A 23,715-nucleotide genomic window follows, 5' to 3' on the forward strand; every position below is an offset into this window, starting at 1 on the left:
TCACAGCTTCTGCGCGAACTGGTTCAATTGCTCCGACATCGCCCGGATCTCCTCAATGAAGCTGGACATCTCTTGCGTTGAAGCTGCCTGCTCTTGCCCCACCGAAGCAATCTGACCGATGGATTGACCGATTCCCTTCATCGCTGTCTGGATCTCCCGCAGGGTGTCCCGTATCCGCTGCGCGGATTGCTCGGTCTCCTGTGAGAACTTGCGGATTTCTCTGGCGACAATGTCGAAGCCCCGACCCTTCTCCCCGGCATGGGCGGCCTCAATGGCCGCATTAATTCCAAGCAGATGCGTCTGGTCGGCAACCTTCCTCAGGACGGCCAGCACTTCATCGCTTTTTTGGACACTTGCAGCAGTGGTCTCTGACTGGGCCAGCAGCTTCTGTGAGAAGTCGGCCAACTGGTTAGACCCGCCCGCTACCTGCACGATCCGTGCATTAGCCTGATTCAGGGACAGTGTCATCCGGTCGGCAATTTCCCGCAGCTCGGTCTGTCTGCGCACCTGAATGCAGATCGCCCCGCAGACACGTTCATCCTCTCCATGTACCGGAAGGACGGTGCCCACAAATTCGTATCCGTAATACTCTTTGGGAACATTGGCCCTTGTGTATTCATCATTTTTCAGTGCATGATACAGAGGTTCATCTGCGTGAATAATCTGCCCGGCGCTAATCCCCAGATCAATGGAATCCCCAGGGTAATAGACGAGAAACTTCTCAGTGTCACAGACCGCAACCGACAGATCATAAGGAAAAGCAGCTTTCAGGATGGGTACCAGATTCACTATATCTTCAAGGGAGCGTACGATGTTTTTCATAGGTGCGGGTCTCCTTTTATTCAGTTAGCTTCATTGCTCAGCAATATCCTAAACTAAGGTTCGACATTTTTTGATGGCTATCCTTTATTCAATTCTTAATATTTAAAATTAAACATTCCCCTCTTATCTTAAGTCAATGCCCCCCTGCCCGCTGCTGCGTACAATATAACCACAATCATTAATCAATCAGGGGGTTATGCTGATGTCAGTAACAGTGGCACGTACCGGGGGAATCTCACTCATTGTAATGGCAATTGCCGCCGCATTCTCGTATGGATATATTCATGGAAGTGTTGTGGTGAATGGGGATGCCGCCGCTACCTTCGCCCGTCTTCAGTCCTCTCCTTCGCTGTTCAGGGCCGAAATCCTCGGGTGGATCGTAATCATCGCCTGTGACGTCGTGGCTGCCTGGGCCTTATATCAGGTTCTGAGGCCTGTACATCCGGGTCTATCCCTGCTGGGGGCCTGGCTGCGCCTGGCTTATACGGCGGTATTGGGGGTGGCTGTGTCGAGTCTGATCGTGGTTTCCCTGCTTACAGGAGGAAGTGCACCGGAACTCTCCGGCTTCACCAAAGGACAACTACAGGGGGAGGTTATGCTTGCTCTTCAGGGATTCGAGGCGGTATGGTCGGCGGGGCTGATTCTATTCGGCGGGCATCTGCTCGTGGTAGGATTACTTGCGGTTCGGGCGGAGAATATTCCGAAGCCCCTCAGTGTACTGCTGCTGCTGGCAGGCTTCGGTTATATGGCATTGCATCTGTGCAGCTTACTCGTGCCAGAATATACGGGGTTCATCCAGATGGTGAAGTGGATATTTATACTGCCGATGACCGCCGGGGAGCTGGGACTCGGGATATGGCTGCTGTTCAGGATTCCGGCTCCGCGCGTTCACACTGCAGCCGCTTCTTAATCCGGCTTAGGGACTCCGGGGTCATGCCGAGATAGCTGGCCAGCTGATGCTGGGGGACGCGGCTGATCAATCCGGGTCTTGTCTGCATCAGTGTCTTCAGACGGTCTTCGGGGGAAGCGGCCACAAAAGCAGCGAATGCCTCCTGCATCTGACCGAAGTTCTCCTCGATCATCCGGCGGGTCATCCCCTCCAGCTGCGTATGCTTGGCGTACATGGCCTGCTCCGTATTCAGCGCGCCGACAACCAGTACGCAGTCCTCCAGACAGGTCAGGCTGTATTCCGAAGAGGCATCCTCCTTATGCGCATTGAAGATCGCGATGGCCTGCTCCTCTGTATAGAAGTTAGAGGTGATGTCGCGGCCTGTAACGTCCACGCTATGCTGCCGCACGCAGCCTTGTAACACGAAATAGCACTTCCCGGGAACCTCCCCCTGCCTGAGCAGAATGGTTCCCTTGCTGTATTCCTCAACCAGAATCTCATCCAGTATGGCCTGCTGCTCCGCTTCACTGAGAGAGGTCAGGCGGGTCATATATGGGCGTAACCGGTGCTTCATGTTCGTAACTCCTCACAATGAATTCTTCCCTGGTCACTACGTGATGTCAGTAGCGGCTGAACATCCTCGCAGCTTCATCCCGCACCCGGTTCCGCAAGGCTTCCGGCTCCAGCACAACAGCGTCTGCCCCCCAGCCGAGTACCCACTGCAGCAGATCCTCGGGCTGGCGCACGCGAAAGGTCATAAGCCTTCCGTCAGCCTGGTCCTCCATTGCCTCCAGATAAAAGTTACCCGATTCAGCCGCCTTGCCCGCGATCTCCGGCTGAACCAAAATACGCACGTGTACATGGCGGTCATCCTCCGGCTGGTACTCGTGCAGATCGAAATCCGCAGGCGCCTGAAACCGGTCATCCAGAACGGTAAGCTCGCTCATTCTGGATAACCGGAAATGACGGATCTCCTGCCGCAGCTCACAATAGGCGACCAGTGTCCATGCACCTCTGTTCAGTACAAGCCCGTAAGGCCTGACCGTGCGGACACTCCGGTGACTACCATCCGCCTCATGCCTGAATTTCCAATACCCGAAGCTGATCTTCCGCTCCTCCAGGATTGCGCGGCGGATCTGCTCGATGTACACTTGCTCCGTTCCCTGCGTGATTTCTTTGCCCGGGGTGAGCAGCCGGATGCTCTTGCGTATCCGGGAGGCGCTGCCGCGGACATCCTCCGGCAGAATCGCCTCGATTTTCCTGCCTGCTGCGGAGGCCTGGGTCCCGTAATGAGCGTCGAACCGTTGTTCAATGAAGTCCGTCCCAATCAGCAGGGTCACCGCTTCCTCGGCGGTGAAGCTGACCGGGGGCAGGAAATACCCCTTCACTAATGAATATCCCTGACCCGTCGCCCCTATCACCGGCACTCCGGCTTCACTGAGAGCCTGAATATCCCGGTAGATCGTCCTTACGCTCGTCTCGAAGGCTGCCGCCAAATCCTCTGCCCGTACAACGTCTTTACGCTGCAGCTCCAGTACGATAGCTAACATGCGGTCTGTTTTGTTCATGCGGCTGCTGCTCCCTTGTCATGCTGAAATCAGTTTATGTATTGATTATACTGATTTCCTGTTCCTTTTTCTCCTTTTTGCTCCGCATGGAATACAGGAGGAACAGCAGAATGAACCAGAGCGGGGTGAACAGCAGCGCCGGACGGGTCTCATCGGCAAAGAGCATGATCACAAGAATGGCAGCAAACAGCGTCAGGACGGCATAGTTCATCACCGGGGTGAATGGCGCTTTGAATTTGGAAGTGGCATGTAAGTCCGGGCGGTTCCTTTTATACTTGATATGGCAGACCAGCACAACACCCCAGACCCAGATGAAGCAAATGGCACTGATCGTAGTCACGATGCCGAAGGCCTGACCCGGAATGAGCTTGCTGAGCAGTGCCCCGGCAGAGATCACTATAGTAGAAATGAATAGGGAATTCGCAGGTACATGATTCCGGTTCAGCTTGCCGAGCTGGGGGGAGGCCTGATTCCGTCTGCTCAGATTGTAGAGAATCCGGCTGGTCGAGAACATCCCGCTGTTGCAGGCAGAGGCCGCCGAGGTTAAGACCACGAAATTGATAATCCCTGCAGCAATCGGAATTCCCACCAGACTGAAGGTTCTCACGAACGGACTTTCAGCCGCGCTAAGCTGGGTCCAAGGGTTAATGCACAGCAGCACGAAGAGCGCGCCTACATAGAAGAACAGAATCCGCAGAGGGATTTTATTGATGGCTGACGGAATGTTTTTCTCCGGATTAGCTGTTTCGGCCGCCGATACCCCCACCAGCTCCACGCCCACATAAGCGAATACCACCATCTGGAAGGAGAATAAGAAGCCCCTCACCCCGTTCGGAAACACGCCGCCATGCTCCCAGAGATTGCGGACTGTAACCGAGCCTGCATCTGTCTTGAACCCGATCACCAGAAGAATGATCCCCAGGCCGATCAGGGCCAGAATCGTAACTACCTTAATCAGAGCGAACCAGAATTCCAGCTCGCCGAAGCTTTTGACCGTCAGCAAATTGAGGCCCAGCAGAATCATCAGGCAGATGACAGCAGGCACCCACTGCGGGATATCGAACCAATACTGGACGTAGACGCCCACCGCAATCACATCCGCCATCGCCGTCATAATCCAGCAGAACCAGTAGGTCCAGCCCGTAATGAACGCCGTCCGGGGCCCCAGATAGTCCTCAGCAATGTCTGTAAAAGACTGATACCCCGCCTTGGAGAGCAGCAGCTCCCCCAGCGCCCGCATCACAAAAAACACGGCAATTCCCACGATGAGATACGTGAGCATAATGGAAGGCCCGGCCTGCTGAATCGCTTTGCCTGAGCCCAGGAACAACCCTGTGCCAATGGTGCCGCCGATAGCTATAAGCTGAACATGCCGGTTAGCCAGCTCTCTCTTTAATTCTGTCTGTGCCATACCTGTTTCCCCCTTAATATATATGACGCTGTTATGCCGGTAACTCCAAAACAAAACAAAAAGGAGACTGGATGTCATCCAATCTCCCGGTTCCTAAAGAATATCCAAATAAGCTTCTGCCCGGCAGAGGGTTCCTCAGCACGGCAAATACAAATCCGGTACTCTTCTGTCCTTTTGCCTGAGATTGTGAACCCTTCGGCGCTGCGGTTCCCCGCAGTCTCTCCAGAAGCTGCTCCTGCTATAGTGTGATCCATAGCAATCATAGCTTGTGTGATGTATTAAATTGGTGAAGCGTTAATGCGTTCTGATATTCTAACATATTACCGGCAATGTGAGTAATGATCTGTGAAAAAAGTCGCAATGCTCTACAGGAGTTTTGCGGGAACAGGTCATTTTTGAATAAACAGGGTCATTTGCAAGAGAGAATTCCGTTCATCGTCTCTACTATAATAAATTCATCCAGAATAAGCAGAGTGAGGTTAGAACCTATGACAAATCCTAGAACCCAAGCTTTAACCAAGCCGCCCTATACGCAGCCGCAGGGCCGCTTCCGCCGGTTGCTGCTCAATATCGTGAGATACCGGGTGCTGCTGATTATGCTGCTGCCCACCTCGATTATCTTTTTCATCAACTGCTACATTCCGATGTTCGGATTATTCATTGCCTTCAAGAATATCAACTATATTGACGGCATTATGGGCAGCCCCTGGGCCGGGCTCGATAACTTCCGGTTCCTCTTCGCCACCTCTGACGCCCTGCGCGTGACCATCAACACCGTGGGGTACAATGTGGTCTTCATTATCTCAGGACTCATTCTCTCGGTCTCGCTGGCGATTGCGATCAATGAGGTGCGTAACAAGCTGGCTTCGAAGTTCTTCCAGACCGTCATGATTATGCCGAACTTCCTGTCCATGGTCGTGGTCAGCTTCATCGTCTATGCCTTCCTGCACCCGGAGTACGGCTTCCTGGTCAAGCATATTCTGCCAATGTTCGGCTACTCCTCGGTGAACGCATATATGCATCCTAACGCATGGCCTTACATTCTGTGGATCACCAAGATGTGGCATTCCATCGGGATCGGCAGTGTCATCTACCTTGCAGCCATCACCGGCATCAGCGAAGAATTGTATGAGGCTGCGGTGATGGACGGCGCCAGCAAATGGAAGCAGATCACCAAGATTACCCTGCCGCTGCTTACGCCGATCATGGTGATTCTCACGATTCTTAACATGGGCGGCATCTTCCGCTCTGACTTCGGGCTGTTCTACCATGTGACCCTGGACTCCGGTGCGCTGCGCTCGACTACGGACGTCATCGACACCTATGTCTACCGGGGCCTGATCCAGCTCAACGACCTGGGGATGTCCTCAGCGGCGAACTTCTACCAGTCCATCGTCGGCTTCTTCCTGGTCATAGGCGCGAACGCTCTGGCCCGCAAGCTGAACCGCGATACGGCTCTTTTCTAGAAACGGAGGATTCTAATGACTACTGCATCCCGAACCAGCGCTTACGCCAAGGGCTCTACCACCGCCCAGATTATACTTCATGTGTTCTTCATCGCCTTCAGCCTGGCGTGTATCCTGCCGATCCTGCTCATTGTTGCCATCTCCTTAACAAACGAGAAGACATTGACGCTGCAGGGATACAAATTCTGGCCCGATCATATCGACGCATCCGCGTACCAATATCTGTTCAAGCATTCGGAGACATTAGTTAAAGCGTATGGCGTCAGCCTGACCGTTACCCTTATCGGGACTGTTCTGGCCGTGCTGCTGATTGCGCTATATGCGTATCCGCTCTACCGGAAGGATTTTCCTTTCAAAAAGACGTTTAACTTCTACCTGCTGATTACCATGCTGTTCTCGGGCGGGCTGGTCCCCTTCTACCTGCTGTACGTTAACTATCTGGATCTCAAGGACTCGCTGGTCGCGCTTATTCTGCCCGGCTTGTCCAATGCCTTCTATATCTTCATAACCCGCACCTTCTTCCAGCAGACGATCCCGGAAGAGATGATCGAATCCGGCAAACTGGACGGGGCATCGGAATGGCGGATCTTCTTCCAGCTGGTGCTTCCGATCTCGCTGCCCGTTCTCGCCACCGTTGGCCTGTTCACTACACTGACGTATTGGAATGACTGGTTCAACTCCATGCTCTTCATCAATGACACGGACAAGTTCTCCTTGCAGTATGTCATGATCCAGATGATCCGTCAGGCAGAGTTCTTCAAGAACCAATTGGCGGGCAGCGGAGTAGCCCTGATGGTCCAAGAATCGGTTCCGACCGAAAGTCTGCGGATGGCCATGGTGGTGGTGTCGATTGGCCCGATCCTGTTCGTCTATCCCTTCTTCCAGAAGTACTTCACCAAAGGCCTTACGATAGGGGCCATCAAAGGGTAACCCGGTCTGACTCTGGCGTAAATGCCGGTTAGAATATATGATCTAATTATCATTGAGGAGGTTCATACAAATGAGAACAACAAGAAGCTCTGGCGCGGTGTTTGCTGCTCTGACCGCCGTGATACTGGGCATTACCGGGTGCGGCGGGGGCAATTCGGGCGCTTCCGCTCCATCCAAGGCAGAATCGACAGCAGCCGCTACCGCCGGAGGAACAGAAGGCAGCAGTAATCCCGATATTTCAACGTTCCGGAAGTTAACCGTTTACACGGTTGGGAATTTCCCGCAGAATGATACCAAGGCGGTTGTGGAAGAGATCAATAGATATCTCAAGGAGAAAATTAACGCCGAGATTGACTTCCAGGGGCTTCCTTGGTCCTCCTGGGCCGAGAAGATGGCGCTGGCTTACCAATCCGGGGAACAGGTGGATCTGACCTTTGCCCCTAACTGGGCGGATTTCGCCAACAACGTAGCCAAAGGCGCATTCCTGCCGCTTGATGATCTGTTAGCCCAATATGGACAAGGCATCAAGGAGACACTCGATCCCCGCTTCCTCGACGGCGGAACGGTAGACGGCAAAGTATATGCGATTCCCACCAATAAGGAAATTGGCGAGAGCCATACGATTATGTTCCGGAAGGATCTGGTCGATAAATACGGATTCGATGTGAACTCGATCCAGACGCTGGAGGATCTGGAGCCATGGCTGCAGACGATCAAGGAGAAGGAACCGGCCATTGCGCCGATCTGGCTCTCCGGCAGCGGCTCCGATACGCTGGGCTACTTCGACAAAACCAAAGAGAGCATGAAGGAAAACTTCCGTTATGAGCTGGTTGCAGGCGCTCCTGCCGGTATCGTTCTGGATACGAAGACCGATAAGATGATTATCAGCTCCATGGAGTCCGACACAGCGATATACCGGATGAAGCTCTACGGCGACTGGTTCAGCAAAGGCTACATCAACAAGGATGCCGCCACTACTAAGACCAGCACTGAAGACGCTTTCAAGGCCGGCAAGACCTGGATGAAGTTCGGTTCGGATAAGCCGGATTCCGACAAGGAAGATTCCATCGCCACCGGCATTGAGCTGGTGAAGCTGAAGGGGAATGAACCTGAGATCAGCACCGCCAGCGTCAGCAACTCCATGATGGCGATCGGACGTACCTCCATTGATCCGGAGCGGACGATGATGCTGCTCAATCTGCTCCATACGGACCCGCACCTGGTTAATCTGATTGACTTCGGCGTGGAAGGACGGCAGTATGTCAAGGTGGACGGCAAGGACAACTTCATCAAGCTCCCTGACGGCATTGCTACCCGCGCCGATACTGGCTGGGCGCCGGGGATTGAATGGATGTTCGGCAACCAGACCATAACCTACCTGTGGGAAGGCGAAAGTGCCGATAAATGGGAGAAGTTCAAGGCCTATAACGAGAGCGCCCATAAGGTGAAGTCGTTCGGCTTCAACTTCAATACGGACCCTGTCAAAACACAGGTATCCGTGGTCAGCAACATTATCAAGGAATTCCGTCCACTGCTGGAAACAGGCAGTCTGGGTGTAGACAAGGTGCTTGAGGAATATAATAAGAAGCTGAAGGCCAACGGAATCGAAGATATCCGTGCCGAGGTTCAGAAGCAATATGATGCCTGGAAAGCTAAACAATCCTAAATAAATAGGCTAAGGGGAAGGACGGCAGACGTCCTTCCCCTTTCCTGCCGCCAGGGCGCAAATGTACCTAAGGGGTGAACGTGAAACTGTGAAATTATCCTTGCGATTCAAAGTGAGCGCACTTGTCCTGCTGCTGGTCACGCCGCTGTTCCTGTTTCTCTCTTACACCAATCTCTATTCCACCAACATTGTCCGGGAGAAAGTTGCGAAGTCCGCTTCAGACACCTTAACCCTTCACTTAGGTACACTCGATGAGCTGCTGGAGCAGACCAGCCATTATCTGCTGCGTACGGCGAATGAAAATATGCTGCTGGAGCTATACTCCGACAGCGGCCCGGACAGTGTCAACTATTACCTGTCCATCCGCAAGCTGATGGACCAGTGGTATAGCGATGTCAGCTATTACACTATCATCCGCAGTGTATTCGTATACCATCAGGACCGGGAAGAGTTATTCCTCAGCAGCCAGAGAGAGTATTATCAGGAGAAGGAGATGATTACCTCCGGTCTGTCCCCGCGCCTGAAGGCTCCTAATCTCCAGGCCTCCCTGAAGTGGGAGACCGTGATCCTCGGCGGGGAGCCGGTGTTATTCAAGGTGCTGCCGGACAAGAGCGGCCGGCTCCTGATGGGGGTACTGGTCAGCATCGACTCCCTGGCTCAGCCCTTGACCCAACTGGAGTCAACAGCAGGCAGCGGACAGATCGGCATCATCAGCAATGACGGCAAATTGCTATGGGGCGAATTCGCCGGGGAGGATCTTGCCCTCATCCGCAGCCAGCTGGGCAATCCTGACCACCCGGCGGATAAGTCAATCCGGCTGAGCAACGGCAATAATTATCTGCTGATCGACAAGCCTTCACAATATTCCAATCTGAATGTCTTCATTCTGCTGGATGAGAAGTCTATTCTCGACGAGCTGCCGGTCTTCCAGCGAATTATTAAGGTTATTCCCTTCGCCATTATTATCATTATAGGTATCCTGCTGGCGCTGCTCAGCCGGCTTGTGTTCAAGCCTATCCAGCAGCTGACCAGCGGGATGCGCATTCTGGGGAAGGGACAGCTGGAATACCGGCTGAAGGAAGGCAACAGCAGGGAATTCCAGATTATTACCCGGCAGTTCAACCAGATGGCCGAGCAGATCGGCAATCTCAAGATTGATGTGTATGAGGAGCAGATGAAGGTGCAGCAGGCCGAGCTTAAGCATCTTCAGGCGCAGATCAATCCCCATTTTTTCATGAATTCCTTGAATATCGTCTTCCATCTGGTAGAGCTGAAGCAGGATGCCCTGATCAAAAAAATGATTGGACATCTGGTCTCCCATTTCCGGTTCATTATGAGTACCAATAACACCTGGATTCCTCTGCTGAGCGAATTCAATCATATTCAGAACTATATTGAGATTCAAATGGTGATGTATCCGAACAAGCTGGCCTATCACCTTCAGCTCCCCGCGGAGCTTGAGCATACCCTGATTCCGCCGCTGCTGGTTCAGCCCTTCGTCGAGAATGCCATCAAGCATGGCTTCATCAATAATTCCAAGCCCTTTGAAGTCGGAATTACGGTGAGCGAAGAAGCCGGGGAGAACAGCGATGCCTGCATTGCCATTCAGATCCGGGATTCCGGTCCCGGCTTCTCCAGTCAGCAGCTCGACAAGCTTAATCTGGGCTTATATGAGAAAGAACCTACAGACCGTCATCTGGGAATATGGAACGTATACCGACGAATGCTGATGTTCTATAACAACCGGGCAAACCTTACCTTCCATAATGCTCCTGACGGAGGAGCTGTTGTGGAGCTAAGACTACCTGTTCAGAGGGAGCTGTGACGTTCGTATGTACAGAGTTCTAATCGTGGATGATCAATATTTCGCCTTGCTCGGTTTGCAGCAGGGGGTGGATTGGAGCGCTTTGAAGGTGGCGGAGGTCTGCCTTGCAGAGAATGTGGATCAGGCGATTGTCACACTGGAGCAGGCGCCCGTAGATCTGCTGATCTGCGATATCGAAATGCCGGGGAGAAGCGGTCTGGAGCTGCTGGCCTGGGTGAAGCAATTCGCGCCCGGGACGCTGACGATTATGCTGACTTGCCATGCTGATTTCGAGTATGCGCAGCGCGCCATTTACCATGGGGCCTTCCATTATCTGCTCAAGCCGGTAGACTATGAGGAATTGATGAAGATCTCCCGTGAGGCGCTCGCCGAGATTCACAAACAGCGGGAGCAGCAACAGTTCGAGACACTGATCAAGGAGTACCGGAGAAAATGGGAGCATCAGCTGCCCCTTCTGGTGGAACGCTTCTGGCAGGATATTCTCAGCCAGCGGGCTGCCCCTGTGCTGGAATCGCTCACCATTCCGGCGAATACCTACAATCTGGATCTACAGCCGGATGACCGCTACTTCCTCGCCCTGCTCGGCCTGGAGCAATGGAAAGAGAATCTTAGCGCCCGGGACGAGACCATTATGGAATATGCGCTGCGCAATATGGCAGAGGAGCTGCTGCTGAGCGGGCTGGAAGGCACGGTGCTGCAGGATCAGGTGGGCCACAACCTGGCGGTTATTTACGTGAGAGGCGATATGAATGCTGTCCGGCAGACGCTGGAGCAGAACTGCCGGACCTTCCTGGATACCTGCGAGCGGCTGCTGCATTGCTCCTTGTCGGTCTACATCAGTCCGGGTGTATCTCTGCCCGGAATCATGAGTGCCTACACTTATGTCACCGAGCGGGAACAGCGCAATCTGAACCGTTCGCGTCAGGTGTTCGGACCGGACGAGCCTGCTGATGCCAAGGACAAACCGCTGGATGCCCTGCCGCTGGCAGCACCGATGCATTTATTCGGAGAGTGGGCGACCATTCTGGAGCTTGGTGAGCTTGAGGAGCTGGAGCGCCGCGTTACGCTGTGGTTCGTCAATATCGGGGCAGACCGCTGGACGAATGAGCTGCACCGTCAGCTCATCCACGGCATCCTCTTCATCCTCCATACGGTTCTCGCCAAAAAAGGCTTATCTGCCCATGACTCTGCGGAGCTGAAGTCGCTGATGGATAAGGAGAATTATCCGAAGCACTCCGCCTCTCTCCAGAACTGGGCGATGGAGTGCCTGAGAGCCGCGATGCGCTTATTGCAGACCAGCAATAATGTATCCTCGGCTACCGTCACCAAGATCAGACAGTATATCCGCTCCCGGCTGAGCGAAGAGATCACCCGGGATGAGCTGGCGGGGTATGTGTACCTGAACCCGGCTTATTTGTCCCGGCTGTTCAAGAAGGAGACCGGATTATCCATATCCGATGTGATTATCCAGGAACGGCTGCAGAAGGCCAAGCAGCTGCTGGAGGAGACCGAACTTAAGATTACCGACATTGCCGAGCAGGTAGGGTACACCAGCCTGGGCAGCTTCTCCAACCTGTTCAAGCGGATGGTCGGCGTAACGCCGCAGCAGTACCGCGCCCGGAATAAGAAGTGACCGCTGCCGGGGGAGGGAACCAAGCACTGACGATTACTGGGGGATACTGTCCCTACGTAGCACCGTATTTCCCCCCGGCTGCACTGTACGCCCCGTCCCGGCAACAAGCAAGTGGAAAAATGTAGCTTAATTCATCGTTTTTTATCTATACTACTTAAATAAGTGGATAAACAGCATCTGCTAATAATACATTTGCCACATTGCAGGAATTTCAGATTATTAAGTGCTGTTTTTCCAACTGCTCTCCCGGCACGGTCCAATCCTTCATAAGCAAGTGTACAAAATCCAGCTATTTCCTCTCAGCCTAGCCTGGCAGTTTGCACTCGTCCACTTCACACCCTATCTCTTCCTGTGCATATACAAAAAGAAAGGGGCGAGCAGGCATACAGCCTACTCGCTCCTTCTTACATGTATGGTGATACTTTATTCTCTAATTACTTGATAATCACGTATTCCAGGCCAACGAGCTTGGCATAGGTAACGATCTGATCGGTAGTCAGGTTAAGCGATACTACGGTGTGGTGACCGCCGCCGTTCTCGATCCAGGCCTTGACCCCGTCCTGGAAGTTAGGCTTCACCTGCCACAGCACACGGGCTACCGGAAGATTCGGAGCCGGAACGGTTGGCTCGAATGCGGTAACTTCGTTGATCAGCAGCTTGTAATGGGTGCCGAAGTCGGCCATGGATACCACGACACCTTCGCCTGCCTTGCCGTCAAATACGAGACGGGCCGGGTCTTCACGGTCGCCAATTCCCAGCGGAGACACGATAATCTTCGGCTGGTTGCTGGCCAGGCTCGGGTCAACCTCAAGCATATGAGACTGGAGAATAGCTTCTTGTCCGGCAGCCATCTCATATGTGTAATCTTCCATGAACCCGGTGTTCAGGTTGTGGCTCATCACCTTCATCAGGCGGTCCAAGGCAGCGGTCTTCCAGTCCCCTTCACCGGCGAAGCCGTAGCCCTGTGCCATCAGACGCTGAACGGCAAGGCCCGGAAGCTGCTTCATCCCGTGCAGATCCTCGAAGTTTGAAGTGAAGGCATTGTAGCCGCCTGCATCCAGGAAGCGCTTAAGGGCAATCTCATAGCTCGCTTGAACCTTAACGCTGGCTTCCCATGCTTCTTGGCTGTACGTGCCGTAATCAATGGCATACAGCTCGGTGTATTCCGCGAACAGAGCGTCGATCTCTTCCTGCTTCACTTCATTCACACAGGCTACCAGATCGCCGATGCCGAAGTAATCCACCGTCCAGCCGAACTGGATCTGGGCTTCGACCTTATCGCCTTCGGTAACGCCAACGTTACGCATGTTGTCGCCGAAGCGGGCTACCTTGATATTGAAGCTTTCGTTGTAGGCAACCGCAACATCCATCCATTCTGCAATCTGCTTCTGAACTTCAGCACGTTCCCAGTAGCCTACTACTACTTTGTTCTGTTTCTTCAGACGGGCATTGATGAAGCCATATTCACGGTCGCCATGGGCAGCCTGGTTCAGGTTCATGAAGTCCATATCAATCGTAGCCCAAGGAATGCTCTCATTGTACTGGGTAGCCAGGTGCAGCAGCGGCTTCTGCAGCAGCTTCGTTCCGCGAATCCACATTTTGGCCGGGGAGAAGGTGTGCATCCAGGTGATCACACCGGCAACCTCGTCACGATAGTTAACTTCTTTCATGATGGAAGTGATTTTGTCTGCGGTGACAGCCAGCTCCTGCAGCACCAGCGGATAAGGAAGCACCCCGCTGTTATTGAGTGCATCGGTCATCTCCTGCGCATGCGCCTTCACTTCACCGAGTGCTTCTTCCCCGTACAGGTGCTGCGATCCTACTACAAACCAGAATTGCTTGTCGCTTACTGTTGACATATGATTCATCCTCTTCTCTGTTGGATTATATAGTGATTTATTTCTGGCCGTAATACGCGTCCTTGCCGTGCTTGCGCAGATAGTGCTTGTCCAGGACCCGCTGCGGCAGCTCCTCCGCGAAATGATTCAGCTGGCGGGCGAAGTGGTTCATCTTGGACACTTCCTCCAGCACGACACTGTTCATGACTGCGGCATGGGCATCCTTGCCCCAGGTGAACGGTGCATGTCCTTTGAGCAGGACGCCGGGAATCGCCATTACATCCAGCCCCCGCTGCTCGAATGTCTCGATGATGACATGTCCGGTCTCCGCTTCATACCCGCGGTCAATCTCCTCCTGGGTCAGGAACCGGGTGCACGGTACAGAACCATAGAAGGTGTCTGCATGGGTCGTGCCCATGACCGGCACATCCAGTCCGGCCTGCGCCCAGATGGTCGCCCAGGTGGAATGGGTGTGTACGATGCCACCGATCTCGGCATAATGCTTGTAGAGTACAGCATGGGTCGCTGTATCCGAGGAAGGCCGCATCTCTCCCTCCACCACATTGCCATCGAAGTCCACAACGACCATATCGCTCGGCTTCATCTTGTCATAGCTGACTCCGCTCGGCTTGATGACGAACAGACTGCTCGCCCGGTCTACCGCGCTCACATTGCCCCAGGTGTATTTGACGAGTCCATGTTTGGGAAGTTCCAGGTTGGCCTCGAATACCTCTTCCTTCAGTTGCTCCAGCATGGTTTAATTCCTCCCGTTCTCTACCAGATGATCTACAGCAGCCTGCTCAATCGCCAGCCCTGCGGTGTAACGTTCCATGAATAATTCGAAGCCCTTCACATCGGCCTCATCCGGATGAATGACCTGACCTTCTATATCCTTGAAGACCTTGTGGTCGAGGAAGTCGTCCAGACGCTCCTGCTGCTCTTTGTTCTGCATATAAGCAGCCAGAATCGCCATCCCCCACGCGCCGCCTTCACCGGCTGTTGCCATGACAGACACCGGAACATTCATGGCAGCGGCCACGATTTTTTGACCGACGACAGGTGTCTTGAACAAGCCGCCGTGCGCGAGAATGCTGTCAATGGATACATGCTCCTTGCGGGTCAGGATGTCCATTCCGATCTTCAGCGCCCCGAAGGCGGAGAACAGATGACTGCGCATGAAGTTAGCCAGATTGAAGCGGCTCTCCGGTGAACGGACGAACAGCGGGCGTCCCTTCTCCAAGCCGGTAATGTTCTCGCCCGAGAAATAGCCGTAGCTGAGCAAACCGCCGCCATCGGAGTCCGCTTCCAGCGCTTTGTTAAACAACACACTGAACAACCGTTCAGGATCTGCCTTGAATCCCATCGCCTCCGAGAACTCACGGAACAGGCCGACCCAGGCATTGATATCGCTGGAGCAGTTGTTGGCATGCACCATTCCCACCGGACTGCCGTCAGGGGTGGTTACCATGTCAATCTCGGGATATACCGCTGTAAGATCCTTCTCCAGTACGATCATAGCGAATACGGAGGTACCTACTGAGATATTGCCTGTCCGTTTGCGGACACTGTTCGTAGCGACCATGCCTGTTCCGGCATCCCCTTCCGGAGGACACAGCGGAATTCCTGCCAGCAGGTCCCCGGACTCATCCAGCAGCTTGGCTCCGGCTTCCGTTAATACGCCTGCCTGCTCACCCGCAGGATAGACCTTGGGAAGAAGATCGCTCAGCTTCCAAGGGTAATTCCTCTCTGCAATCAATTCATCGAACTGTGCAACCATCGCCGGATGGTAATCCTGCGCAGCTTCATCTATAGGGAAGACACCGGAGGCATCGCCGATCCCGATCGCCTTGCTGCCGGTCAGCAGCCAGTGAATATATCCGCCCAGCGTCGTTACGAACCGGGCCTGCGGGACATGCTCTTCTCCGTTCAGAATGGCCTGGTACAGGTGGGCAATGCTCCAGCGCTCAGGAATATTGAACTGGAAAAGCTCCGTTAACGCTTTGGCCGCAGCGCCGGTTGTTGCATTACGCCAGGTCCGGAAGGGAACCAGCAGCTCGCCCGCACTGTCAAAAGCCATATATCCATGCATCATTGCCGAGAATCCGATAGAACCGACAGTAGTAACCGTAACCCCGTATTTCTGTGCAACCTCCTGCTTCATTTCGCGGTAAGCCGCTTGCAGCCCCTTGATAATATCCGTCAAAGGATACGTCCAGTACCCGCCCTCAAGCAGGTTCTCCCACTCGTAGCTTCCGGATGCAAGGGTCTCGAAACGCTGATCAATCAGGACTGCCTTGATACGTGTGGACCCAAATTCGATACCCAGTGAAGTCTCTCCCTTAAGTATCGCTTGCTTGATGTTCTGATCCATGCCCACGTTACTCCTCTCTGAACCAAACTGTATTTCTTGCCAATCGAAAGAATGCGCTTCCTTTATGAACAGCCTTAGTATATTTTTTGTTCGTACATTTGTCAATAATATATATAAGATATACCTACAAATTAGACCTGAAATTCCTTGTATTTTACGAAAATCACGATAAGCAGTAGACATCGGAGGATATTAAGCTTATATTCAAGCTATAATATGTACGTACAACTACGGAGAATAAGCAATTCCATATAAGAACAACTGTGAAAGAAGTGAACCGTGTGAGAACCAAATATCAGATCATATTCGATGAACTCAAAAGCAATATTCTGTCCGGAGTCTACAGTGTGGGCGAACAAATCCCTACAGAGTCTGCTCTGCAGGATACCTATGGAGTCAGCCGCCAGACCGTCCGCAAGGCGATCCTGGAGCTGTCCAATGAGGGGTTCCTGCGGAGCGAGAAGGGCTCCGGCACTTATGTCAGCAACCAGTTCCGCTCCAAATCCGGGGGTAACCTGAACCAAAAAACCATTGGCGTCATCACCACCTACCTCTCGGATTATATTTTCCCCTCCATTATCCGGGGGATCGAGAGCAGACTTAATGAGGACAACTATTCGCTGCTGCTCGCCAGCACCAATAATGATGTCGCCCAGGAGAAGAAGGCGCTGGAAATGATGTTATCCTTCGGTGTGGACGGACTGATCATTGAGCCTACGAAGAGCAATCTGTACAATCCGAACATCGCCTACTACCTGTCGTTCAAAGAGCAGGATGTCCCGTTCATCATGATTAACGCTTATTATGAAGAGCTGGAGGTGCCCTTCTTCTGTCTGGATGACGTACAGTCCAGTTATCTGGCTACCCGGGAGCTGATCTCCAAGGGCCATACCCAGATCGGCATTATTGCCAAAATGGATGATCTCCAGGGCAAATACCGCATGAAAGGCTATATCAAGGCGCTCGGTGAAGCCAAACTACGCTTCCATCCGGAGCAGGTGCTCTCCTTCGATACCGAATCCAAGCGGGAGCTGTCGGCTAACCTCAAGCAATTCCTCACCGATAACAGAGAGATACTAACCGCTATTGTCTGCTATAACGACGAGGTAGGCCTGGAAGTGGTCAATGTCTGCAAGCAGCTGAATATTTCGATCCCGGAGGAGCTGTCGATCATCGGCCAGGACAATTCCTACATTGCCAAGAACGCAGGCATCAAGCTGACGACCTTAACCCACCCGCAGGAGCAGATGGGCCGCGATGCCGCAGAATGGGTGATCAAGAAGCTGCAGGGTAAAAAAGATCTGCGGAACAGCACCTACTATCAGCCTGTGCTGGTGCAGGGGGAGACGGTGAGGGTGCTGGAATAGCCCTCTGCGGAGTAGGGCAGACCGCCTAAAATATCCTTTTCAGCCAGAAGCCCATTCTTCCCTGGCGTAATAAATAAAAACAGCCCTGGCCGTGAAGCGGCAGGGCTGTTTTTATTTTATTACATAGAACCAGTAACCGGTAAGACGGCTCAGTCCATCAGTGTGGAGATATTGATGCTCTCAATCTTAGCGCCTTTGACATGAAACAGCATATAATCCACATAGTTGCTTGGGGCGAACCGGTAGTCATCCTCTTCCTCAGGTGCTCCGTCTCCGGTCAGCTTGCCTTCGGGATAGGCTTTTTTGAGGGTATCCAGGCTGTCTCCGACCTTGATGTTACGGACAGTAGTGTACTTCGGATCCGTAATCTTAATGCTGAAGATGAAGAACTGCTTGCCATCACCTGAATCCATCGTCTTAATCTCAACGCCCGGGAACGTATACGTCTTCTCTGTTCTGCCGATCAGGGTATCCATATTCAGCCCGTCATCCACAGAATACGTGTGCGATTTCTTCTTCGTTGCCTTCCCCAGCATACTCTCCAGCTTGTTATCGTCCACAATGTCGGAGAGGGCAATGGTATGGTCCTTATAGACAAAAGCCAGCTCCTTAAGAATCACATTCCCTTCCTTCTCAATGGTTCCTTCCTTGATCGCTTCGGAACCGGAGCCGGTGCCTGCTGAAGCCGCAGGCGAAGGCTCGGCCGGTGCCTCTGTAGCAGCTGCTTCTGTGGCCGCAGGCTCCGCAGCAGGGGTAGCCGAAGCTGCCGGTGCCTCTGTGGACGCCGCTTCAGAAGCGGGCGCCGTCCCGGGAGTGGCTGCCGCCTGACCCGCCGGGCCGGACTGGCATCCCGCCAGAAGTGTCATCAGTAATATTGCGGGCAGCAGCAGGGCTGCCGGTTTTTGAAATGTTCCCATAATTATCCCTCCATGAATGTACGCGATGGAACGCGTTGTTTGTTTGGTATGAGGTAAGTATACGAAAACCATTTGTTAGTGTAATAACAGAGTTGTATCAGTCTTGTAACGTCACAGGAGCGGCAGATGGATAGAGACGGACGTTCCTGCGCCGAGCTGGCTCACTATGCTGAGGTGCCCGCCGAACTTCTCGGCGATCTCCTTACAGATGGACAGCCCCAGCCCCGTTCCGCCAGCCGCGCTGGCATTCCGTGCCCGGTAGAACCGCTCCTGAACACGGGCAATCTCATCCGCGCTGATTCCGATCCCCTGATCGCTGATCTGCACGATGGCTTCCTGCTCCCGGATCAGCACTTCAATGCTGATCCGGGTACGGGGATCAGAGTACTTAATCGCGTTGTCCAGCACATTGGCGATGGCGTGCGACATCAATACCTGATTGACATAGACGAAGGCTGGCGGCCCCTGCCGGATCGTAAGCTCTATCCCCTTACTGTCAGCCTTGGCCCGTACTCCGGTGGCCACCTGCTCCGCCAATTGCGTCAGATCGGTCTTCTCCGTATCCATCTCATCCGGTCCTGCCTTGTCGAACCGGGATAACATCAGCAGCTCATTGATCAGCAGGGTAAGGCGGTCGGATTCATTTACAAGGTGATAATATATCTTTTGCAGCTCCTCATCCTCATTCTCGCCCTCATACAGATACTGGGAGAACCCCTTGATGGCGGCGAGCGGCGTCTTCAGCTCATGGGATACATTCGAGACAAACTGCTTCTGATACTGGATATAATCGCTGAGCTGAATACCCATCCGGTTCAGGCCGGCAGCCAGCATCCCCAGCTCATCCTTCCTGTTCAAGTGCACCTCCCGGAACTGCTGCCTGGAGAAGCTCTCCGTAGCGCCAAGCAGATATTTAATCGGCTTCGTCGTATTACGGGCAATGAATAGACTGGAGATTGTAATCAGTATAATGAACCCTCCGGCACCGGCGAACAGGATATACCGGATCTGGTCCATCATCGTATAGAAATAGGAGATATCCTCCACGAATTCGAACACATAGCTGTTCTGATAATACTTGTCTTGAATCGGTATGGCGAAGTACAGCAGATGGTCATCAGAAACCGTGTACGCATAATTTCCCTTCAGAGCGTTCTGAATATTCCCGGCGAAGATCACGGGCGTCTTGTTATTGATAATAATCCCGTCTACGGCAAGTCCCAGCAGCTTCTGGTTGCTGTCGTAGATCCGTACTTCCTTGCCGGAGGCTTTTAACGTCTCCAGCGCACTCCTGGCCACATCCGAAGGCTGCCCTGCTTCTTCCGCCTTATCGTGCTTGGAGAGAACCTCCCTGAAGGACAGCTCACGCAGATCCGCCTTTTCCATCATCTGCTTCTCTATGGTGACGAAGCTGAAGTATTCAATCGCTGTATTGACCGATATAATAATCACGGCAAACGACAACACCGAGAACAACAAATAATTAAGCAGCAGCCGGGTTGCGTATTTCAGGCGGAGCCACCTCCAAGCTGATACCCGAATCCGTAAATGGTTCTAATATACTTCGGATGCTCGGCATCATCCTCCAGCTTCTTCCTTAAGCGCATAATGGTCATATCCACGCTGCGGCTGTCCCCCAGGAAATCGTATCCCCACACGAGCTCCAGCAGTTCGTCCCTTGTATAGATTTTCTCCGGACGTTTCAGCAGCGTTTCGAGAATCCTGAATTCCTTGGCCGTCAGCGAGACCTGTGCACCGTTCTTCCGCACCACCCGGGTCTCCAGATCAAACTCCAGCTCCTCATGAATGATCCGGGTATCCTCACCACCTGACTCCGGCTCACTATGGTCAAATCTTCTAAGCACCACCTTGATCCGCGCCAGAAGCTCCCGGTTATCAAATGGCTTGGTCATATAATCCTCTGCCCCCAGCTCAAGCCCTAACACCTTATCTATAATCTCATTCTTGGCCGATAACATAATTACAGGAACCGCCTGCTTCTTAGTGATCTCTTTACACACATCATAGCCCGAGCAGTCCGGCAGCATCAGATCCAGCACCACCAGGTCCGGCTGAAAAGAATCCAGAGCCTGCAGTCCCGACCTTCCGTTCTCTGCCGTCTGCACCTGATAGTTCTCTCTCCTGAGCACAAGCTCGATCAAGTCTCTAAGGGCGGCCTCATCATCAATCACCAGAATTTTCTTCATCCGGTTCCTCCTCCTCAGCAGAAGTATGCTCTTCTTATAGTAACACTACCAATTCAGGTTCACCTCACCTGCCTAAATCTACACCATCCGGGCAGAAAAAATTCTCAGCAGGCGGTTCACCTCTCCCGCTTTCCAACATACCTTGAATAAACCACTGGAAAGGGGGACAAATCAATGTATCTGCTCTGGGTAATCATTATAGGCGGACTCATCGGCTGGCTAAGCGGCAATCTGATCGGCCGTGATGTGCCGGGAGGCGTGCTGGGCAATGTGATCGCCGGCTTCATCGGCTCCTGGCTGGGCACTGAGCTGCTTGGTCCAAGAGGCCCTGTAGTGGGTGGCTTCCATATCGTTCCGGCGATTATCGGGTCCATCGTCGCTTTGCTGATCTTCTTTGCCCTGGCCCGCGGCGGCGCCTTCCGGCGGCGTTAATCCCTCCGCCGGTTCCAGCTGCAAAGTTCCAACGCAGAGCCCCTCCTGTTAACCAGGCAGGGGCTCTGCCATGTCATCCTTACAGAATCCTTAGAATCTCCCCTTAGAGTACAGAGAGAGAAAGGATGATATACTATGCAGGATCACATTCTGGAAACACAGAATCTATGTAAAAGCTTCAAGCACCACACAGCCGTCAACAAGGTATCGTTAGCGGTGCCGCGCAATTCCGTCTATGGCCTCCTGGGCCCGAACGGCGCCGGCAAATCGACCATGCTCAAAATGATCGCAGGCATGCTGCACCCGGATTCCGGGAGCATTCTTATTCAAGGACGGGAATGGACCCGGAAGGATCTAAGCCGGATTGGTGTATTAATCGAAGCGCCGCCGCTGTATGAGAATCTGACCGCCAGAGAGAATCTCAAGGTGCGGACGCTTGCCCTCGGATTACCGGACTCCCGGATAGATGAGGTGCTCACTGTCGTTGATCTGACCTCTACCGGAAGGAAACGCGCCGGACAGTTCTCCATGGGCATGAAGCAGCGGCTTGGCATCGCGATTGCCCTGCTTAACCAGCCGGAGCTGCTAATTCTGGACGAGCCGACGAACGGGCTGGACCCGATCGGGATTCAGGAGCTGCGGGAGCTGATCCGTTCCTTCCCCGGGCAGGGAATTACCATCATTCTATCGAGCCACATGCTCTCTGAAGTAGAGCAAACCGCAGATCACATCGGCATTATCGCCGGGGGAGTGCTGGGCTATCAGGGAGCGGTAACCCACGGTCAGGATCTGGAAGCCTTATTCATGCAGGTTGCCGCAGCCCACCGGAGAGAAGGTGCTTCCCATGCTTAGTGTGATTAGGGCGGAACGCCTGAAATGGCGGCGGACCTTTATTCCCAAGCTGGTCTGGATGGCCCCTGTGTTCACGTTACTCCTGTGTGCTGTTCTAATGGGCGGACGTTTTTTTCAAACCGGGTCCTACAACTGGTGGTACACAATGCTTCTGCCCGGAGCGCTGACCCTCGTCTGTTCACTGGCGCTTCAGAAGGATGCCAAACTGAAATACCGCGGACTTTTGGCCCTGCCGCTGCCGCCGGGGAGACTCTGGGCCGGCAAAATCATTGCCTGCGCCTCCTGGCTCCTAGCTGCTCTCCTCGTGTTCCTGATAGGCATTACAGCCGGAGGACTGCTGTTTGGACAGACCATTCCGCTGCTCAGCAGCCTGGCCGGCAGCACCCTGATCTTCATCACCTTCCTGTGGCAGATTCCGTTATGCCTGTTCCTGGCGGCACGCTTCGGGCTATTCGCTGCGGTACTGCTTAATATGGCCGGCAATATCATGGGGGTTCTTACCTTCAATAGCGGGGGCTTCTGGGATGTCATCCCTTATACGATTACCTTCAGGCTGATGTGCCCGGTTCTGTCGATTCTGCCGAACGGTCTTCCGGTCCCGGCGGACAGTCCGCTGAGAAGCACAGATATGATTCTTATAGATGTCCTGGTCTCCCTGGCCTGGTTCGGCGTTCTATTCCTGCTTACTACCCTGTGGTTCCGTAAACAGGAGGCGATTTAGCATGAATTCATTGCCAGGCCTGCTAAGGGCGGATCTGCTCAAAACACGGCATACCCCGTTTCTGCTGATTCACCTGCTGACACCGCTGATCGGGGCCGGTATATTCCTGGCCTATTATTCCTTCTCTCCATGGAGTGAGACGGACAAGGCGATGGCCTTCATGCAGTCGCTCGCCTGTGCTTTTCCTACCCTGATCGGGCTGGTCTGCGCTATGGCGGCGGAACAGGAGGCGAACGCCGGGCAGTTTCAGGGGATGCTTGCCCTGCCTGCGGCCCGGCTCACAACCTATTTCAGCAAGCTGCTGGTCCTGCTGTGGTTCGGCTTGGGGGCCGTCCTGCTCGCCTTCACCCTATTTGGCGCAGGGTTCGGCTGGCTGCTTCACCAGGACAGTCAGGGACTGCCCTTCTACCTTACGGGAGCAGTCATTACCTTCGGGAGTAATGTGTTTCTCTATCTGCTTCACCTCACAGTCAGCCTGCGCTTCGGACGGGGCGCTTCCATTGGTATCGGAATCTCGGGGAGTCTGGTAGCCGCCCTGATGCTCACCGGTCTTGGCGATACCCTGTGGCCTTATATCCCCTTTGCCTGGGGTGCCCGCTTCCTCTCGCTCTGGGTCTTCGGTCATTCGGGCGGCATGTTATCACCCGCAGCATCGGGACTGCCTACCGGAGTGTGGACCTGTATAATGGGAACGATAATAGCAGGTCTGCTGGGCCTGTTATGGTTCCGCCGGTGGGAAGGACGCTCCGCGGATAACTAGGGCGGATCACAGATAACGGATAAATTTGCAATCGAGGGAA

The 23,715-nt window shown here is 53.6% G+C and carries 21 protein-coding genes and 1 riboswitch; of the genes, 11 read left to right on the plus strand and 10 right to left on the minus strand.

The genetic code is table 11. From position 1 onward, the window contains the following. Window positions 1–822, minus strand: a complete 822-nt coding sequence (locus KDC22_RS32195) for a methyl-accepting chemotaxis protein (protein WP_211721555.1) — start codon at window positions 820–822, stop codon at window positions 1–3. A gap of 202 nt (window positions 823–1,024) precedes the next feature. On the opposite strand from KDC22_RS32195, the gene KDC22_RS32200 reads away from it, so the two are divergent. Next, window positions 1,025–1,732 carry a DUF4386 domain-containing protein gene (locus tag KDC22_RS32200; RefSeq protein WP_211721556.1) on the plus strand — a complete coding sequence of 236 codons (708 nt, stop codon included), beginning with the start codon at window positions 1,025–1,027 and terminating at the stop codon, window positions 1,730–1,732. Here the strand turns inward: KDC22_RS32200 and KDC22_RS32205 are convergent. The 3 genes from KDC22_RS32205 to KDC22_RS32215 are packed head-to-tail and all read right to left on the minus strand — an operon-like array spanning window position 1,689 to window position 4,690. Then, window positions 1,689–2,285, minus strand: a complete 597-nt coding sequence (locus tag KDC22_RS32205) for a Crp/Fnr family transcriptional regulator (RefSeq protein ID WP_211721557.1) — start codon at window positions 2,283–2,285, stop codon at window positions 1,689–1,691. The two genes, KDC22_RS32200 and KDC22_RS32205, sit on opposite strands and share 44 nt — an antisense overlap. Window positions 2,286–2,331: 46 nt before the next feature. Beyond that, window positions 2,332–3,279, minus strand: a complete 948-nt coding sequence (locus KDC22_RS32210; protein ID WP_211721558.1) for a helix-turn-helix transcriptional regulator — start codon at window positions 3,277–3,279, stop codon at window positions 2,332–2,334. Window positions 3,280–3,313: 34 nt separating this feature from the next. Continuing rightward, window positions 3,314–4,690, minus strand: coding sequence for an amino acid permease (locus tag KDC22_RS32215; protein WP_211721559.1), 1,377 nt, complete (start codon window positions 4,688–4,690; stop codon window positions 3,314–3,316). A gap of 156 nt (window positions 4,691–4,846) precedes the next feature. After that, window positions 4,847–4,926: riboswitch (glycine riboswitch) on the minus strand. Window positions 4,927–5,178: 252 nt separating this feature from the next. On the opposite strand from KDC22_RS32215, the gene KDC22_RS32220 reads away from it, so the two are divergent. The 5 genes from KDC22_RS32220 (at window position 5,179) to KDC22_RS32240 (ending at window position 12,210) form a co-directional block, all read left to right on the plus strand. Then, a complete protein-coding gene (locus tag KDC22_RS32220) occupies window positions 5,179–6,156 on the plus strand; it encodes an ABC transporter permease (RefSeq protein WP_246553172.1) in 978 nt (325 codons plus the stop codon). Window positions 6,157–6,171: 15 nt separating this feature from the next. Beyond that, the gene (locus tag KDC22_RS32225; RefSeq protein ID WP_211721560.1) at window positions 6,172–7,086 is read left to right on the plus strand and encodes a carbohydrate ABC transporter permease; all 915 of its coding nucleotides are present in this window, start codon (window positions 6,172–6,174) and stop codon (window positions 7,084–7,086) included. A gap of 70 nt (window positions 7,087–7,156) precedes the next feature. Next, window positions 7,157–8,752 (plus strand): ABC transporter substrate-binding protein, encoded by a 1,596-nt coding sequence (locus KDC22_RS32230; protein WP_211721561.1) that lies wholly within the window; start codon window positions 7,157–7,159, stop codon window positions 8,750–8,752. 112 nt (window positions 8,753–8,864) lie between these two features. Beyond that, complete coding sequence (locus KDC22_RS32235; RefSeq protein WP_211721562.1) at window positions 8,865–10,577, plus strand: sensor histidine kinase; 1,713 nt, start codon at window positions 8,865–8,867, stop codon at window positions 10,575–10,577. Between the two features lie 7 nt (window positions 10,578–10,584). Further along, window positions 10,585–12,210 carry a helix-turn-helix domain-containing protein gene (locus tag KDC22_RS32240; protein WP_211721563.1) on the plus strand — a complete coding sequence of 542 codons (1,626 nt, stop codon included), beginning with the start codon at window positions 10,585–10,587 and terminating at the stop codon, window positions 12,208–12,210. 434 nt (window positions 12,211–12,644) lie between these two features. On the opposite strand, the gene araA is transcribed toward KDC22_RS32240, so the two are convergent. From araA to KDC22_RS32255, 3 genes are read right to left on the minus strand one after another with little or no spacing between them, the layout of a single operon-like run. Beyond that, window positions 12,645–14,069, minus strand: a complete 1,425-nt coding sequence (gene araA, locus KDC22_RS32245; protein ID WP_211721564.1) for an L-arabinose isomerase — start codon at window positions 14,067–14,069, stop codon at window positions 12,645–12,647. Between the two features lie 37 nt (window positions 14,070–14,106). Then, window positions 14,107–14,802: an L-ribulose-5-phosphate 4-epimerase gene (locus tag KDC22_RS32250; RefSeq protein WP_211721565.1), complete on the minus strand. Its 696-nt coding sequence runs from the start codon at window positions 14,800–14,802 to the stop codon at window positions 14,107–14,109. Between the two features lie 3 nt (window positions 14,803–14,805). Beyond that, on the minus strand, window positions 14,806–16,419 hold the full coding sequence (locus KDC22_RS32255) for a xylulokinase (RefSeq protein WP_211721566.1): 1,614 nt from the start codon (window positions 16,417–16,419) through the stop codon (window positions 14,806–14,808). Between the two features lie 281 nt (window positions 16,420–16,700). Between KDC22_RS32255 and KDC22_RS32260 the strand changes: the two genes are divergently transcribed. Beyond that, window positions 16,701–17,786, plus strand: a complete 1,086-nt coding sequence (locus KDC22_RS32260; RefSeq protein ID WP_173134779.1) for a GntR family transcriptional regulator — start codon at window positions 16,701–16,703, stop codon at window positions 17,784–17,786. Window positions 17,787–17,935: 149 nt separating this feature from the next. Here KDC22_RS32260 and KDC22_RS32265 read toward each other — a convergent pair whose 3' ends face one another. The 3 genes from KDC22_RS32265 to KDC22_RS32275 all read right to left on the minus strand — a co-directional run bounded on the left by KDC22_RS32265 (window position 17,936) and on the right by KDC22_RS32275 (window position 20,910). Further along, the gene (locus KDC22_RS32265) at window positions 17,936–18,703 is read right to left on the minus strand and encodes a hypothetical protein (protein ID WP_211721567.1); all 768 of its coding nucleotides are present in this window, start codon (window positions 18,701–18,703) and stop codon (window positions 17,936–17,938) included. A 111-nt stretch (window positions 18,704–18,814) separates the two neighbouring features. Further along, complete coding sequence (locus tag KDC22_RS32270) at window positions 18,815–20,155, minus strand: sensor histidine kinase (protein WP_246553174.1); 1,341 nt, start codon at window positions 20,153–20,155, stop codon at window positions 18,815–18,817. Window positions 20,156–20,211: 56 nt separating this feature from the next. Beyond that, a complete protein-coding gene (locus KDC22_RS32275) occupies window positions 20,212–20,910 on the minus strand; it encodes a response regulator transcription factor (protein ID WP_211721568.1) in 699 nt (232 codons plus the stop codon). Between the two features lie 174 nt (window positions 20,911–21,084). On the opposite strand from KDC22_RS32275, the gene KDC22_RS32280 reads away from it, so the two are divergent. From KDC22_RS32280 to KDC22_RS32295, 4 genes are all read left to right on the plus strand, one after another. Further along, complete coding sequence (locus KDC22_RS32280; protein ID WP_173134188.1) at window positions 21,085–21,342, plus strand: GlsB/YeaQ/YmgE family stress response membrane protein; 258 nt, start codon at window positions 21,085–21,087, stop codon at window positions 21,340–21,342. Between the two features lie 135 nt (window positions 21,343–21,477). After that, entirely contained in the window at window positions 21,478–22,194 is a 717-nt protein-coding gene (locus KDC22_RS32285) for a lantibiotic protection ABC transporter ATP-binding protein (RefSeq protein ID WP_211721569.1), read from the plus strand. After that, window positions 22,187–22,915, plus strand: coding sequence for a lantibiotic immunity ABC transporter MutE/EpiE family permease subunit (locus tag KDC22_RS32290; protein WP_211721570.1), 729 nt, complete (start codon window positions 22,187–22,189; stop codon window positions 22,913–22,915). The genes KDC22_RS32285 and KDC22_RS32290 overlap by 8 nt, the downstream gene beginning before the upstream one ends. 1 nt (window position 22,916) lies before the next feature. Further along, window positions 22,917–23,675, plus strand: a complete 759-nt coding sequence (locus KDC22_RS32295; RefSeq protein WP_173134195.1) for a lantibiotic immunity ABC transporter MutG family permease subunit — start codon at window positions 22,917–22,919, stop codon at window positions 23,673–23,675. Window positions 23,676–23,715 lie beyond the last annotated feature (40 nt).

Source organism: Paenibacillus tritici, from assembly GCF_018207515.1.
In the GTDB taxonomy this organism is placed as follows: domain Bacteria; phylum Bacillota; class Bacilli; order Paenibacillales; family Paenibacillaceae; genus Paenibacillus_AQ; species Paenibacillus_AQ tritici.

What these genes read in the sequence shown, in the direction of transcription:
- KDC22_RS32195 (WP_211721555.1), bottom strand. Translation starts at nt 822, where the DNA reads ATGAAAAACATCGTACGCTCCCTTGAAGATATAGTGAATCTGGTACCC.
- KDC22_RS32200 (WP_211721556.1), top strand. Translation starts at nt 1,025, where the DNA reads ATGTCAGTAACAGTGGCACGTACCGGGGGAATCTCACTCATTGTAATG.
- KDC22_RS32205 (WP_211721557.1), bottom strand. Translation starts at nt 2,285, where the DNA reads ATGAAGCACCGGTTACGCCCATATATGACCCGCCTGACCTCTCTCAGT.
- KDC22_RS32210 (WP_211721558.1), bottom strand. Translation starts at nt 3,279, where the DNA reads ATGAACAAAACAGACCGCATGTTAGCTATCGTACTGGAGCTGCAGCGT.
- KDC22_RS32215 (WP_211721559.1), bottom strand. Translation starts at nt 4,690, where the DNA reads ATGGCACAGACAGAATTAAAGAGAGAGCTGGCTAACCGGCATGTTCAG.
- KDC22_RS32220 (WP_246553172.1), top strand. Translation starts at nt 5,179, where the DNA reads ATGACAAATCCTAGAACCCAAGCTTTAACCAAGCCGCCCTATACGCAG.
- KDC22_RS32225 (WP_211721560.1), top strand. Translation starts at nt 6,172, where the DNA reads ATGACTACTGCATCCCGAACCAGCGCTTACGCCAAGGGCTCTACCACC.
- KDC22_RS32230 (WP_211721561.1), top strand. Translation starts at nt 7,157, where the DNA reads ATGAGAACAACAAGAAGCTCTGGCGCGGTGTTTGCTGCTCTGACCGCC.
- KDC22_RS32240 (WP_211721563.1), top strand. Translation starts at nt 10,585, where the DNA reads ATGTACAGAGTTCTAATCGTGGATGATCAATATTTCGCCTTGCTCGGT.
- araA (WP_211721564.1), bottom strand. Translation starts at nt 14,069, where the DNA reads ATGTCAACAGTAAGCGACAAGCAATTCTGGTTTGTAGTAGGATCGCAG.
- KDC22_RS32250 (WP_211721565.1), bottom strand. Translation starts at nt 14,802, where the DNA reads ATGCTGGAGCAACTGAAGGAAGAGGTATTCGAGGCCAACCTGGAACTT.
- KDC22_RS32255 (WP_211721566.1), bottom strand. Translation starts at nt 16,419, where the DNA reads ATGGATCAGAACATCAAGCAAGCGATACTTAAGGGAGAGACTTCACTG.
- KDC22_RS32265 (WP_211721567.1), bottom strand. Translation starts at nt 18,703, where the DNA reads ATGGGAACATTTCAAAAACCGGCAGCCCTGCTGCTGCCCGCAATATTA.
- KDC22_RS32275 (WP_211721568.1), bottom strand. Translation starts at nt 20,910, where the DNA reads ATGAAGAAAATTCTGGTGATTGATGATGAGGCCGCCCTTAGAGACTTG.
- KDC22_RS32280 (WP_173134188.1), top strand. Translation starts at nt 21,085, where the DNA reads ATGTATCTGCTCTGGGTAATCATTATAGGCGGACTCATCGGCTGGCTA.
- KDC22_RS32285 (WP_211721569.1), top strand. Translation starts at nt 21,478, where the DNA reads ATGCAGGATCACATTCTGGAAACACAGAATCTATGTAAAAGCTTCAAG.
- KDC22_RS32290 (WP_211721570.1), top strand. Translation starts at nt 22,187, where the DNA reads ATGCTTAGTGTGATTAGGGCGGAACGCCTGAAATGGCGGCGGACCTTT.
- KDC22_RS32295 (WP_173134195.1), top strand. Translation starts at nt 22,917, where the DNA reads ATGAATTCATTGCCAGGCCTGCTAAGGGCGGATCTGCTCAAAACACGG.